This is a genomic window from Geosporobacter ferrireducens (assembly GCF_001750685.1).
GTDB classification, from domain to species: Bacteria; Bacillota; Clostridia; order Peptostreptococcales; family Thermotaleaceae; genus Geosporobacter; species Geosporobacter ferrireducens.
Genome location: NZ_CP017269.1, coordinates 1,871,804 through 1,883,649 on the forward strand (window position 1 = coordinate 1,871,804; position 11,846 = coordinate 1,883,649).

14 protein-coding genes are annotated in these 11,846 nt (G+C 38.8%); 7 read left to right on the top strand and 7 right to left on the bottom strand.

What is annotated here, in order from left to right; translation table 11 throughout:
- Positions 1 to 44: 44 nt before the first annotated feature.
- On the bottom strand, positions 45 to 632 hold the full coding sequence (locus Gferi_RS09085; protein ID WP_069975727.1) for a hypothetical protein: 588 nt from the start codon (positions 630 to 632) through the stop codon (positions 45 to 47).
- 195 nt (positions 633 to 827) lie between these two features.
- Positions 828 to 1,193 carry a phage holin family protein gene (locus Gferi_RS09090; protein ID WP_069975729.1) on the bottom strand — a complete coding sequence of 122 codons (366 nt, stop codon included), beginning with the start codon at positions 1,191 to 1,193 and terminating at the stop codon, positions 828 to 830.
- 186 nt (positions 1,194 to 1,379) lie between these two features.
- On the opposite strand from Gferi_RS09090, the gene Gferi_RS09095 reads away from it, so the two are divergent.
- The 4 genes from Gferi_RS09095 (at position 1,380) to Gferi_RS09110 (ending at position 4,858) form a co-directional block, all read left to right on the top strand.
- Positions 1,380 to 3,116 (top strand): 2-oxoacid:acceptor oxidoreductase subunit alpha, encoded by a 1,737-nt coding sequence (locus Gferi_RS09095; protein WP_069975731.1) that lies wholly within the window; start codon positions 1,380 to 1,382, stop codon positions 3,114 to 3,116.
- On the top strand, positions 3,117 to 3,977 hold the full coding sequence (locus Gferi_RS09100) for a 2-oxoacid:ferredoxin oxidoreductase subunit beta (RefSeq protein WP_069975733.1): 861 nt from the start codon (positions 3,117 to 3,119) through the stop codon (positions 3,975 to 3,977).
- Between the two features lie 138 nt (positions 3,978 to 4,115).
- A complete protein-coding gene (locus tag Gferi_RS09105) occupies positions 4,116 to 4,343 on the top strand; it encodes a small, acid-soluble spore protein, alpha/beta type (RefSeq protein WP_069975735.1) in 228 nt (75 codons plus the stop codon).
- A 104-nt stretch (positions 4,344 to 4,447) separates the two neighbouring features.
- Positions 4,448 to 4,858, top strand: a complete 411-nt coding sequence (locus Gferi_RS09110; protein WP_069975736.1) for a hypothetical protein — start codon at positions 4,448 to 4,450, stop codon at positions 4,856 to 4,858.
- An 82-nt stretch (positions 4,859 to 4,940) separates the two neighbouring features.
- Here the strand turns inward: Gferi_RS09110 and Gferi_RS09115 are convergent, their stop codons facing one another.
- From Gferi_RS09115 to splB, 3 genes are all read right to left on the bottom strand, one after another.
- Positions 4,941 to 5,447 carry a hypothetical protein gene (locus tag Gferi_RS09115; RefSeq protein ID WP_069975737.1) on the bottom strand — a complete coding sequence of 169 codons (507 nt, stop codon included), beginning with the start codon at positions 5,445 to 5,447 and terminating at the stop codon, positions 4,941 to 4,943.
- A gap of 113 nt (positions 5,448 to 5,560) precedes the next feature.
- Entirely contained in the window at positions 5,561 to 5,986 is a 426-nt protein-coding gene (locus tag Gferi_RS09120) for a hypothetical protein (RefSeq protein ID WP_069975738.1), read from the bottom strand.
- A gap of 93 nt (positions 5,987 to 6,079) precedes the next feature.
- Positions 6,080 to 7,105, bottom strand: a complete 1,026-nt coding sequence (gene splB, locus Gferi_RS09125) for a spore photoproduct lyase (protein ID WP_069975739.1) — start codon at positions 7,103 to 7,105, stop codon at positions 6,080 to 6,082.
- A 322-nt stretch (positions 7,106 to 7,427) separates the two neighbouring features.
- On the opposite strand from splB, the gene Gferi_RS09130 reads away from it, so the two are divergent.
- From Gferi_RS09130 to Gferi_RS09140, 3 genes are all read left to right on the top strand, one after another.
- On the top strand, positions 7,428 to 9,242 hold the full coding sequence (locus tag Gferi_RS09130) for a heme NO-binding domain-containing protein (RefSeq protein ID WP_069975741.1): 1,815 nt from the start codon (positions 7,428 to 7,430) through the stop codon (positions 9,240 to 9,242).
- Positions 9,243 to 9,359: 117 nt separating this feature from the next.
- Positions 9,360 to 10,100: a CAP domain-containing protein gene (locus Gferi_RS09135; protein ID WP_069975743.1), complete on the top strand. Its 741-nt coding sequence runs from the start codon at positions 9,360 to 9,362 to the stop codon at positions 10,098 to 10,100.
- A gap of 11 nt (positions 10,101 to 10,111) precedes the next feature.
- A complete protein-coding gene (locus Gferi_RS09140) occupies positions 10,112 to 10,456 on the top strand; it encodes a hypothetical protein (RefSeq protein WP_069975745.1) in 345 nt (114 codons plus the stop codon).
- A 29-nt stretch (positions 10,457 to 10,485) separates the two neighbouring features.
- Here Gferi_RS09140 and Gferi_RS09145 read toward each other — a convergent pair whose 3' ends face one another.
- The gene (locus Gferi_RS09145) at positions 10,486 to 11,529 is read right to left on the bottom strand and encodes an HD-GYP domain-containing protein (RefSeq protein ID WP_069975756.1); all 1,044 of its coding nucleotides are present in this window, start codon (positions 11,527 to 11,529) and stop codon (positions 10,486 to 10,488) included.
- A gap of 221 nt (positions 11,530 to 11,750) precedes the next feature.
- Positions 11,751 to 11,846: a MetS family NSS transporter small subunit gene (locus tag Gferi_RS28070; RefSeq protein ID WP_110940129.1), complete on the bottom strand. Its 96-nt coding sequence runs from the start codon at positions 11,844 to 11,846 to the stop codon at positions 11,751 to 11,753.

Sequence of the window (11,846 nt, forward strand, 5' to 3'; positions counted from 1 at the left end):
GCTACTAGTCATCTTTATAAAAAAAGAACCTGATCACCCGGTTCTTATTGGCTAAATTGAGCAGCAAAATACCACTTGTTATTTTCTTTTACCAGCTTCAATCGATAGCTGTTATTTCCATTGCTATACATCTCCGTTATATCTATAAGAGCCAGTTCTTCCCCATCCAGTATCGGCTTAGAGAATTGAATCGCTTCAAAGGAACCCAGTCCTTGATCCGAAATTCCCTTTATCCGCAAAGGTCCATATCCCTCCGGTATATTTCTACGGTATCCTTCGCTAGCCAACTGATAAACCATCTTGGATGCCTCTTTTGGCGAAATGCTTCCTCTGCAGCTCTTTTCAATCAGTGTTCCCCATGTTTCCATGAAAACTTCTACATTATGTATTTCCGGGATAGAAAAAGGTTCTTCTGCAATTGCTTCCTCCATATCGGGAGTTACAGCGTTCTCCACAGCATCTTCCTGTGACGCTGAATCTGCTTGTATGGAAGCGTCCTCCGCTACAGTCCGAATACTTTCAGCACTAGCCCTGTTACTTAAATAATATCCTCCAAAAATTCCTACCGCACCACCCAGCACAATTACCGTTGCAATAACAATGATTCCTACAGCAGCCTTTTCACCTTTCATGACAGTCTCCTCTTCTGATGGATAATGATTCATTTTTTATATGTACGCGAGATTTTGGCTACATATATTCTTATTGTAACATGGGTTTTATAGTATTTTCATCTGTTTCTTTTTAAAAAAGTTGAATTTTTTAAGAATAGGTATTCTCTCCTATGTCAAAAAAAGAAACATCGGGGCATAACCCCGATGTCTTGATTACATCACTTGTCTTCCCGGAATAATCATATTGATAATTCCGATGGCTAATGCTGCAAGGACTGCTCCAAGCCAATTTACGAATACTCCTTGAATCAAAACGCCAGTTAAATAAATAATCAGTGCGGATACAAGGAATCCTGTAATTCCTCTACCAAAAGGTGTCGCGTCAAAGCCTGTAAACCATTCGATCAAATAATCAATAACACCTATGGCAATTGCCGCAAACAACAGCGGTACAAAGCCTGTTATGGAGAAATAAGGTGTGAAAAATGCTGCTACTGCCAGCACAATCATCGATACCAAAATTCTAATGACCATGCCGCCAAAACCTATTTCTCGTCGTTCTCTTCTTTTCTCTTCCATTCTAAACACCTCCAATTTCCTTATGATTACATTATTTACAATCAAAGGTGGTTTTATGTATGCAATCTTATATTTTGATAGATTTAGAGAATTTGTAGATACTAAGACTATCAAATTATTTGATTAGTAACGCAGCTCTGGTGGTACATATAGGATAGACAGAGCTAATTTTAGGGAGTGATTATATTGGCAGAAAAGATCACAATCGTGTTCGGCGGCATACAGGGTGAAGGGGTGGTGAGTACAGGTGACACACTGATTAAGGCCCTTTCAAGATCTGGATATTTTGCCTACGGCTATCGTACTTTTTCCTCCAGAATTAAGGGAGGCCATACCAACTATGCAATTGAAATCAGTACCAAAAGGGTTCTAAGCTGCAGCGAAGCATTAGATGTCCTGGTAGCCTTCGATCAGGATTCTATTGATATTCATTATAATAAGCTAAAGGAAGGCGGACTTTTAATTTACGATGATATTATACTGGTTAAGGAGCTTCAACGTACACTTACAGATAAAAAAATCACATGGCTTGCTGCCCCCTTAACAAAGAGTGCAAAAGCCTATGGTTCTACAGTAATGAAAAATACAGCAATTATTGGACTTTTAGGAAAGCTTTTTCAACTTCCTTTTTCTAACGTGCAAGGGATTATTCAACAAACTTTTCAAAAAAAAGGCGAAGAAATTGTTGCTAAAAACTTGTCTGTTTTACAGGAGAGTTACGATTCCCCTCTTATCGAAGCATTAGAAGTCTCTAGATATGCACTTTCTCCTTCTGAGACTCCTAGCACGAGGGCTTCAATGATCGGAAATGAAGCCCTCGCATTAGGAGCGCTGGCAGCCGGCTGTCGTTTTATGGCGGCCTATCCCATTACCCCAGCTTCAGAAATCATGGAGTACCTAACAAAGAAATTTACACAGTTAAATGGTGTAATGGTTCAAACAGAAGATGAAATCTCCGCAGTTACGATGACCATCGGTGCTTCCTATGCCGGAGTCAGAAGCATGACAGCAACTTCTGGTCCAGGCATATCTCTAATGATGGAAGGCATTGGACTTGCAGGAATGGCAGAGATTCCACTGGTGGTTGTAGATGCACAGCGAGGAGGGCCCAGTACTGGATTGCCCACCAAACATGAACAAAGTGATATTGACTGCCTCTATCATGGCCCCCATGGAGAGATTCCTGCTATCATATTGTCTCCATATTCCGCAGAAGAATGCTTCTATCAAGCAATGGAAGCTTTCAATCTTGCTGAAAAATATCAGTGTCCCGTGTTTCTGATGAGTGACTTAAATCTTAGTCTTTCAAGACAAACCATTGACCCGTTGGATGTTCACAGAATTTCAATTGACCGCGGCAAAATAACAGAAGTCCCCGATCATGGCCCAGCCGGTGCACAGGCTTACAAGCGCTTCCGCTTTACAGAAGACGGCATATCTCCCAGGGCTTATCCTGGTATGCCTAACCATATGCACCCTTTGACAGGTATTGAACATCAAGAAACTGGACGCCCGGATGAAAGCAGCAAAAACCGCAGTCAGATGATGGAAAAACGTATGAATAAACTAAACTCATTAAAGGTTCTGCCTGGGGTAGATGTATTTGGAAATCCTCATAGTGAGCTGCTGGTTTTATCTATGGGCTCTAACTATGGCATTATTAAGGATGCTGTTGAATCCTTTAATATTCCCGTAGCTTTTGGCATGATCAAGCGAATCAAGCCTCTGCCGGTGAATCAGTTAACCCAGCTGTTCCAGCAATATCCTAAGATATTGGTTATAGAAAATAACTATACAGGACAATTGACCAATATCTTAAAACAGGAAATAGGGTATCATCATCAAATTCATAGTTTGGTAAGGTATGACGGATTACCCTTTATCCATAAGGATATTCGAATGAAAATAGAGGAGTTGATATAAATGCCTAATGCAATGGATTATAGTAACAATTCTACCCCCACCTGGTGTCCCGGATGTGGTGATTTCTCTGTTCTGCGTTCCATTCAGACAGCTGCAGCACACCTTGCCATTGCCCCTCATCAAATGGCGGTAATTTCCGGCATTGGCTGTTCAGGCAGGATTTCCGGTTACTTAAATGTCTATGGTTTTCACAGCATTCATGGCCGTGCTTTACCGGTTGCACAAGGTATTAAGCTAGTCAACCCTGAACTGACTGTCATTGCTGCCGGTGGGGACGGGGACGGTTTCGCCATTGGTACAGCCCATACGGTTCATGCCATTCGAAGAAATATCGATATGACTTATGTAGTCATGAACAATCAAATCTATGGTTTAACCAAAGGACATACTTCACCCTTGAGTACTACAGGATTTGTCACAAAAAGTACCCCTTATGGCTCCATAGAGGCACCCATCAAACCCGGCATGATTGCATTGGCCTCTGGTGCTACCTTTGTGGCTCAAGGCTTTTCCGCCTATCAAGAGCAGTTGGTTGAAATATTAACCAGGGCAATTCTACATAAGGGTTTTTCCTTTGTAAATGTATTCAGTCCCTGTGTCACTTTTAACAAAACCAATACGTATCAATGGTTCAGAGAACATCTCGTTAACCTTGATGAAATGAACAGCCATGATCCTCATGACTTTCAATCAGCAATCAATCGCTATATCTCTACCGATGGCTTATTTACAGGCATCCTTTATGAAAATGACGATCCTGACTACTACAGCAAGCTTCCTGGGGAACGCGGCACTTCTGTTGTCCATCAGGACTTAGATATCTCAAATCAGTTTGATACCCTGATGCAGGATTTTATATAAACTCCATTGGATGGGTATTATTAAAGCATTCCTATCCTATTTACACCAGGCTTATCTTTTACGCTTTTAAAAATAATTTGCAGCATTTCAGTAAATACTAAAGACTAGAGATTTTTAAAATTAGGGGAGGTACTATAAATGATAAATCAAGGTGCTGCAACAGAAGCGAGAATTGCAATGAATCAGTTTCGGGAAGAAATCGCAGGAGAATTAAGTGCAATGACTGATTTGAACCTAGGTACTACTACGCCCAGAAGAGTCGGCCTGGCTGGTGGACAGGTTGATGATACGATGAATGATACCTTAATGCAAAATGCCTCCAATGGAATGGTTTCTACCAATGAGCTACCTCAGGATTTAGACTAAGACATAGATTTCTTAATTCTCCTTAATATTTTTTGGTATATTTTGAAACCTTTTTACCCCCTGATACGTCTTAATAATGGGTGAGACTCAGGGGGTATTATTATATGAAAAAGTTTTTTATTATTTTTTTAGTTGGACTTATAGGAACAGTATCCTTGATTGGCTGTACAGATACAAAAATTGCTTGTGAATTAAGTGGTTTTCACATCATTGAGGATACATCCACCTTAGATCAGGAAATCCTCGACTGGATTCATGAAACGAAACCCAGTACCGGACTTTACAAAAACAATTTTGACTCGGGAAACTATCTCCTCATTACTTTGGGCGAGCATAAGAATTATGCGATAAAAAAGGTTGAAGTAAAAGAGGATAATTATGGTTATATTTTCAATATCACAGTCCGTGAAGGAGAATCTGAAGACCGGGGCTTCAATAAGGTTTTAACTTCTCCTATTTTAGTTAAGACGGATTATGCAGATGCTAATTACGATATTCGTATCATTTATCGATAATACAATACCTAAGTTTAAACCTGTTTCATCCTTTCTTTATATACTTAAGGATAAACTTTCTATTAGATTAGATTGGATTTAACTAGATTAATTTACTTACTGTTGCAATTCCCCTGATTTTCCAAGTTCCTTTCTCCTGAATAAATAAGAAATCTTCCATAAGCCTCTTGGAAATTTTTTCTCCTTGGATTTCCTGCCCGTATTGTTTTTCCATCCTTACCAGAATTCCCTGTGCTGTAGGATAAATTAATTGAATCTTATAGTCTAATTGTACATACCCCTGATTGTTGAGTTCCGCCTTAATCGTACTTTCCAGTAATTGATAATCCCTTGTCTGGTCATCTCTATACTCCCTAGAAATCTGCTGCATCAACATCGGTGCATCTTTTTTCAGCATACTGTCGGTATATTGGTCTATCACAGTCTGAATCTGCTGACGAACTTTCATAGAATATGCCTCATCTTCTATAGCTTTTAAATAAATCGGTGCTTTTTCATCTCGTTCCGGATATAGCTTTTCTACATCAACCTGCATTCCCATATAGATGATCAAAATCACACTGGCTAGCATTAAAATAAACTTCTTCATTATTATCACTCCAACTTGGATCTAAACGTCTTATTTCTAGCTTTCCCGTAAAAATAAAAAACTATAAGACACTGATTATTTTCAGCAGTCTTATAGTTTTTCATTTCAGTTCATTAATCTCCAACAACAGTAATCAGGCGGTTTCCCACTTCACGAAGTTTTAGTTCTCCTAATTCATCGGAAGAAACTACTAAAATCGTTTTTATCACACCCTCATCCTCATCGTATTCATAGGCATAATAATAAGCCAACAGATCTTCCGGAAGATTCTCCTCAATCTCTACTGCATATTCATCTGCCTTATTCATTAATTCTGAAATATAGGCTTCTTCGTCAGATTCAATATCTATCTCTAAATCCTCTGCTTCTATGTCTTGTTTTAATGCGTCTGCATCACACTGTAGAATAAAGGCTAAAACGTCCTCTCGTTTTGTTCGCGTAGAAATATCTGTCGTCACATCGAATTCTGTAGTCTCTTGTATTATTTTTTTAATATCTTCATCCACTACTTTTCTATTCCCACTAAATATGTAGCTCATCTTTGTTCCTCCTTTTATCTCAAATTATCAGCAAGCCTCTTCGTAGACATTTTTATTTTAACACAACAGGATAAATGGCACAAATCTTCTCAATCAAGTAAAGTATTGGATATGTGCATTAGGAAAATGACTGCGTATTAAGTAAGATAAATATTCCTTCATTTCCAGCGCCTCATCTTTTGGATAAACATACTTAACACGTCCATACTTTCCAAACTTTCTTATTCTCTCTTCTTCATTCATGTTTAACTTTGTATTTGGATAGCGTTCTTGAATGATTTTCTTTGCATTTCTTGTGAAGCGATGCTGAATCAGTTCAAAGGTAATATGGCTTTTGCCGTGAAATACCTTATAGTGATCCAACGCCTGGATCATATGGGCATATTCGTCCTTCCAATTCTCATGCCTCATAATCGGAGCAATAATAAAGCCCAAGGGGTACCCTGCTCTGGCAACTTTCTCTGCTGCTTGTAATCGATTGAAAAGCTCCTCGGTGTTATGCTCAAATTGACTAATCACATAGTTCGTATTGATAGAGAATCGAAATCTTGTATGTCCTTGATGATTTGCATTCAGCAGACTTTCTACATTAGAAAATTTGGTTACAATGCGCAATCTCCCTTTTTCCAAGCTTCCAAAATATTCAATTGTTTTTTTCAATGCACCGGTTATATGTTCAACTGCCAGTGGATCACCTGTGCTGGCTGCTTCAAACAGTGTGGTTTGAGGCAGCCTATTTTCGATATGCTTTTCAATGGATTGAAAAATTTCTTCTAGATTTACATATACTCTCACATAGGGTTTCTTTCCCTGGGTAGTAAATAGATAGCAGTATTCACAGTTTCCAGGGCAATTAGTCATTAGAGAAAACTGATAGTGTGCTGAAGGTTTGCAGACATCCAGTTTCATTGCTTTTTTTACTCCCACAACCAGTGTTTTTCTTGCATTGGCGTACCTGGCTTTTTCTGTCTCTCCGGGAATTCCCCGCACTTGATTGTGAGAAGTTGTCTGCAATATAGGTATCTCCTTTTCTTTGCAATAATTGTAAATTTGCTTTCCCATAGGATAGTCTAAAGCTGAGGGCTCAAAGTACACACGCTGGGGCATCCACAATCTCATTTTTAACCACCTCTCTTCGCTTTTTATTTTTTACAGTTTTACCCAAACTATACTGTATCTATATTATTTAATAAGAAAAGAGCAGCACTTCGGCTGCTCTTTTCTTATTGATGAGTTGTGGGTGGGAATAAGGTGTATTTAAAAGTCATAATAGACTTTTAAACCATAACTTGTTTCATTATCTAATTTTCCCATTATTAAACTTTTTATTCATATTTTTATTATTTTTTCAGCTTTATAACTTTATTGTCATAATATGTCTAATATAATATAATGAGTTTATAATAAGTAAGAATATTCGCACCCTAGGAGGAAAATACATATGAAAGGTACTGTCGTATCTACTTGGATTAAAAGTCTGGAAAAGCTTTACGGGAAAGAAATTATTGACCGGGCTGTTGCCAAGGCCGGTTGGGAAACAGACCGGGTGATTACCCCTCTTGAAGACGTTCCCGATCAAGAACCTATGGCAATTATCCGTGAAGTAGCTTCCGCTGTTGGACTGTCTACGGAAAAGGTCTGGAGAGAAATTGGCAAGAGTAATATTGAAACCTTTCGCACATGGTTTCCTTCCTACTTTGAACGCTTTAGTTTAAAAAGCTTTCTAATGATGATGGACGATGTGCATAGTCAATTAACGAAAATGATTAAAGGCGCAAATCCGCCTCGGCTGATTGCCAGGGAAATAGGTGAAAAAACTATAGAAATTCTCTACGAATCAAAGCGAGGTATGTTTGATTATTTTCTTGGTCTTCTAGAAGGCAGTGCTGCTTTTTTCCAAGAGCAGATCGAAACAGAAATCTTAGAAAAGGGTATGCATCAGGATGGCAGGCATTTTATGCGTATAAAAATTCGTCTGGAAAAGGATACCCGGACAACGATACAATATCCCCTCAGCCGGATACTCTCTTTTGGCATCATCCGCAATTTGCCTTTCAAAATCACTGTTTCTGTTACAATACTTTCTGCAATGCTGCTGTTCATCCTCTTTGGAAGAGACCAGGCGATACAGGTACTTCTATCAACAGGGTTCATTTTTGGTACAACTTTGCTCTTTAGCCGTATTGTATTGGCTCCCTTCCAGAAAATTCAAGATCAGCTGAGCAAATTATCGGATATGGATTTTGAAGGAAACCTCTCTATTCGGACGGGAGACCATCTGGAAGATTATATGGCCGATCTAAATGTTATCAAAGAAAAAATGAAAAAAGATTTTCTGTTCCTCAAAGGCGGTACCGATGATATGCACAATTTTACCATGAAATTCTCTCAGGTTGCGCAAGACATGAAAGAAGTATCTCAAGGCATATCAGACTTAGTACAAGAAGTTGCCAGCGGTGCTGTGCATCAAGCCGAGGAAACAGAGAAATCCGTATATGTTTTGAATGAAAATATTGACAACTTAAATCGATTGGCAGAAGAAGAAGTCCTAAGTCAAAAGCAATTAGAAAACGCTGTAGCTGATATTCGAAAATCTTTTGGTCAGATTCAGACCATCGCTGCTACATTACTAGAGATCAAAGATGACTTTTCTAGAGTAAATCAGCAAGGTGAAGATCTGTCAAAACGGGCCCATGGCATCATGGAGATCGTCACAACCGTGGCACAGATTTCTGACCAAACAAATCTATTGGCCTTGAATGCCGCCATTGAAGCTGCACGGGCAGGTGAAATGGGTAAAGGCTTTACGGTGGTAGCCCAAGAGATCAGAAATCTAGCTGAGGACTCAAAAAATGCAGTAAGTACGATTCACGAGGGTCTATTATCATTTATTGCGGACGTAACAAAAATGATTGAGCAGGTGGCCAATCAATTCCAGCGGTTGGAGAATAGCAATAAAACCTTAGGTACAGTGGCAAAGGACAATGAGAAAGCTACTACGGAAATTACTGATGTTGCTAAAAAAATTATTGAACTGGTAGACGCACTCTCCTTTGAAGCACAAAAAATATCCGATGTGTTCCAAAACATTCATTCGCTTGCAGCAATTGCAGAAGAAAATTCCGCAGCATCTCAAGAAATGAGTGCCAATGTTATTCAATATTCCAGCCGTATCAGCGATTTGATTGACTATATTCAGCAGTTGGATAGTCTAACCGGCAATCTAAAACTTGAATTAAAAAAATACAGAATATAGTGTGGATGATCACACTATATTTTTCCATTTATGGTAATATATGAAATCTCCTCCTGATGTTCTTTAGTAAATTTTTAAAAATGCCCCGGTAATACTATTACTGAGGTGATGAAAAAAATGAAAAAAACAATAGGGATATTGGCCCTTTTGCTGCTGTTTGCCACGGCCTGTGCACCAGTCCAACCCCAGCAGCGCCCCATGCTTGATCCACAAGCCTCTTCTATTTTTCAAAAAGGTGCTGTACAACAAATTCGAATCATAAACAACAATGCCCCATTGCGTTCCGGACACAGTGTCAATTCCCCTGTCATTGCCAGCCTTCCACAAGATAGTATTTATAATGTTGTAGGAGAATCCAACAACTGGTATGTTATTGAAGGCGATCAAGGACAAATCGGAGCTGTAGAGCCCAAAGATGCCCAGCCCCATATTGAAGTTCCCAGTATGGTTGGACAAACTGAAAATATTGCAAGGCTTACCCCCAATGAGGAAGAACTGCTTCGAATGCTGAATGCAGAAAGAGTGAAAAAAGGACTAAATCCCTTAAAGGTTGATATGGAAATAACCAAGGTAGCAAGATTGAAATCTCAGGATATGATTGACAACAATTATTTCAGTCACAATTCTCCTACTTATGGCGGTCCCTTTGATATGATGAAACAATTTGGCATCCACTACATTTACGCAGGAGAAAACCTTGCAGGAAATCCTTCGATACAAGGCGCCCATACTTCACTGATGAACTCACAAGGGCACCGTGACAACATTCTCAATCCAAACTTTACCCATGTTGGCATCGGCGTTCGAGAAGGTTCTCAATACGGTAAATTGGCTACTCAAATGTTCGTAGGAAGATAGGAGCGGATAAAATGAAGCATGAAATCGATGATCAAAAGCATTACCATAACCTTACAAAAACCATTGAAGGCACAGCATGGATTCTTTGCGATGCCATTCATACTATGGCAGAAAACAAAATCGTACCAGATGATGAAACAGGGAGTGATCTAACCTCCCGCTTGGCTCAACATCTCGCTGAGATTTTCGAGGTAATCTCAGAGTGTGAGGAACCAGTAATCATTGATTTTGCAGCAGATAAAATGCTGGAAGCTGCGGGCAGTCACCAGGAGCAGCTGCTTCAATACCTGAAAAATTATATGGGAGATAATCTGCTGTATAAAAGAATCTATGAAAGCTATTATAAAAAGCAGTAAAACCCGGAAAATCCGGGTTTTACTGCTTTTTATAACATCACAACATCTAAAATTTGTATGTTTTTATTCTCTGTTAAGTCTACAAAGCTATCTTTTGTCCGAATAACAGGCCGGGTTAGGTGATTGTTATGAATAAAGATTACCTCCCCTACTTTTCCATTGCTTAGTGAAACGCGATTGCCAATATAGAAGTTAACCATATTTTTAACAAACAATAAAGCTAACCCATGATCTATCTTCTGGAATCTCGCATCTAAAATATACTCTAACGCTTCAAAGTAGCCGTATAGCTTCCCATTTCTTCCTGAAATGAGATTATCATATAAATCCGCAATGGCAACAATTCTAGAGAAAGGATGAATATTGCCGACCTTAATTTTCAAGGGATACCCGCTGCCATCCATGGCCTCATGGTGCTGTAATGCAATCAAAGCCACATCTTTTGAAAGTCCGTAAACCTCTGACAGCAACTGATAACCATACACACTATGCTTTTTTATCTTCATTTCTTCATCACGATCTAATCGATAACCGCTATGATAGGTTTTTTCAATTAAATAGTCTCCTATCTTTGTCATTCCGATATCATGAAAAAGCGCACCATAAGCAATTCGCTTTATTTCTTCATCGGATAAATTCAACCATTTAGCTATCAAAACAGATGTAACGGCAACATTTGCAGAATGAAAGAAGAGTCCTTCATCTTTTTTATCGATTACTTTTAAACAAGCCATCAAATTATTGCTCTTAACCAACTCTTCAATAAGCTGGTCAATGTTCAGATCTAGTTCATCTGCAATATATTTTTGACCAAAACGAAGAGTTCGGAAGGTATATTTTAGCTTTTGAACTAAGTTGCCATATCGAATCTTCAATTTATTATAGTCAATAGCAGCAGTAGCATCTATTTCTTCATGAATATACACATATTCAATTTCTAAGTTTCTTAGCCGGTTAATGGTAAATTGGTTAACTTCTGTACCTGCTGCAATTAAAAGAATTCCTGTTGGCGATGCGATTTCCCTTGCAATCCGCATTCCATCTTTTAGATTTGTAACGGCCATTCTCTTCATCCTATGTCCCTCCCCCTGGTCCTGATCCTACTCTTATATTTCCTATCAAGTTAAAAAGTATATTTATAAGTTTACAATAATTCTGCATCGATTCCTAGCCTATCAGAACAATTTCGTACGAGATGACTAGAACAATACAGACCTGATTGGTGCGCAAGTCCTATAGGCTTTCTTCAAATAAAAAAAGAGATGCAAATGCATCTCCTTTTTCGTTCCGTATTCTATTTATCTTTGAGGGCTTTGCTCAATGTAAAAGCCAATCCTCCCCATAGTACTACTGCACCAAACAAGAAAAATATAATGGATGTTGCACTCAT

Excerpts from the sequence above, each read along its gene's own strand:
- Gferi_RS09135 (WP_069975743.1), top strand. The coding sequence starts at position 9,360 with ATGAAAAAAACAATAGGGATATTGGCCCTTTTGCTGCTGTTTGCCACG.
- Gferi_RS09130 (WP_069975741.1), top strand. The coding sequence starts at position 7,428 with ATGAAAGGTACTGTCGTATCTACTTGGATTAAAAGTCTGGAAAAGCTT.
- Gferi_RS28070 (WP_110940129.1), bottom strand. The coding sequence starts at position 11,846 with ATGAGTGCAACATCCATTATATTTTTCTTGTTTGGTGCAGTAGTACTA.
- Gferi_RS09120 (WP_069975738.1), bottom strand. The coding sequence starts at position 5,986 with ATGAGCTACATATTTAGTGGGAATAGAAAAGTAGTGGATGAAGATATT.
- splB (WP_069975739.1), bottom strand. The coding sequence starts at position 7,105 with ATGAGATTGTGGATGCCCCAGCGTGTGTACTTTGAGCCCTCAGCTTTA.
- Gferi_RS09145 (WP_069975756.1), bottom strand. The coding sequence starts at position 11,529 with ATGAAGAGAATGGCCGTTACAAATCTAAAAGATGGAATGCGGATTGCA.
- Gferi_RS09085 (WP_069975727.1), bottom strand. The coding sequence starts at position 632 with ATGAAAGGTGAAAAGGCTGCTGTAGGAATCATTGTTATTGCAACGGTA.
- Gferi_RS09100 (WP_069975733.1), top strand. The coding sequence starts at position 3,117 with ATGCCTAATGCAATGGATTATAGTAACAATTCTACCCCCACCTGGTGT.
- Gferi_RS09105 (WP_069975735.1), top strand. The coding sequence starts at position 4,116 with ATGATAAATCAAGGTGCTGCAACAGAAGCGAGAATTGCAATGAATCAG.
- Gferi_RS09115 (WP_069975737.1), bottom strand. The coding sequence starts at position 5,447 with ATGAAGAAGTTTATTTTAATGCTAGCCAGTGTGATTTTGATCATCTAT.
- Gferi_RS09110 (WP_069975736.1), top strand. The coding sequence starts at position 4,448 with ATGAAAAAGTTTTTTATTATTTTTTTAGTTGGACTTATAGGAACAGTA.
- Gferi_RS09090 (WP_069975729.1), bottom strand. The coding sequence starts at position 1,193 with ATGGAAGAGAAAAGAAGAGAACGACGAGAAATAGGTTTTGGCGGCATG.
- Gferi_RS09140 (WP_069975745.1), top strand. The coding sequence starts at position 10,112 with ATGAAGCATGAAATCGATGATCAAAAGCATTACCATAACCTTACAAAA.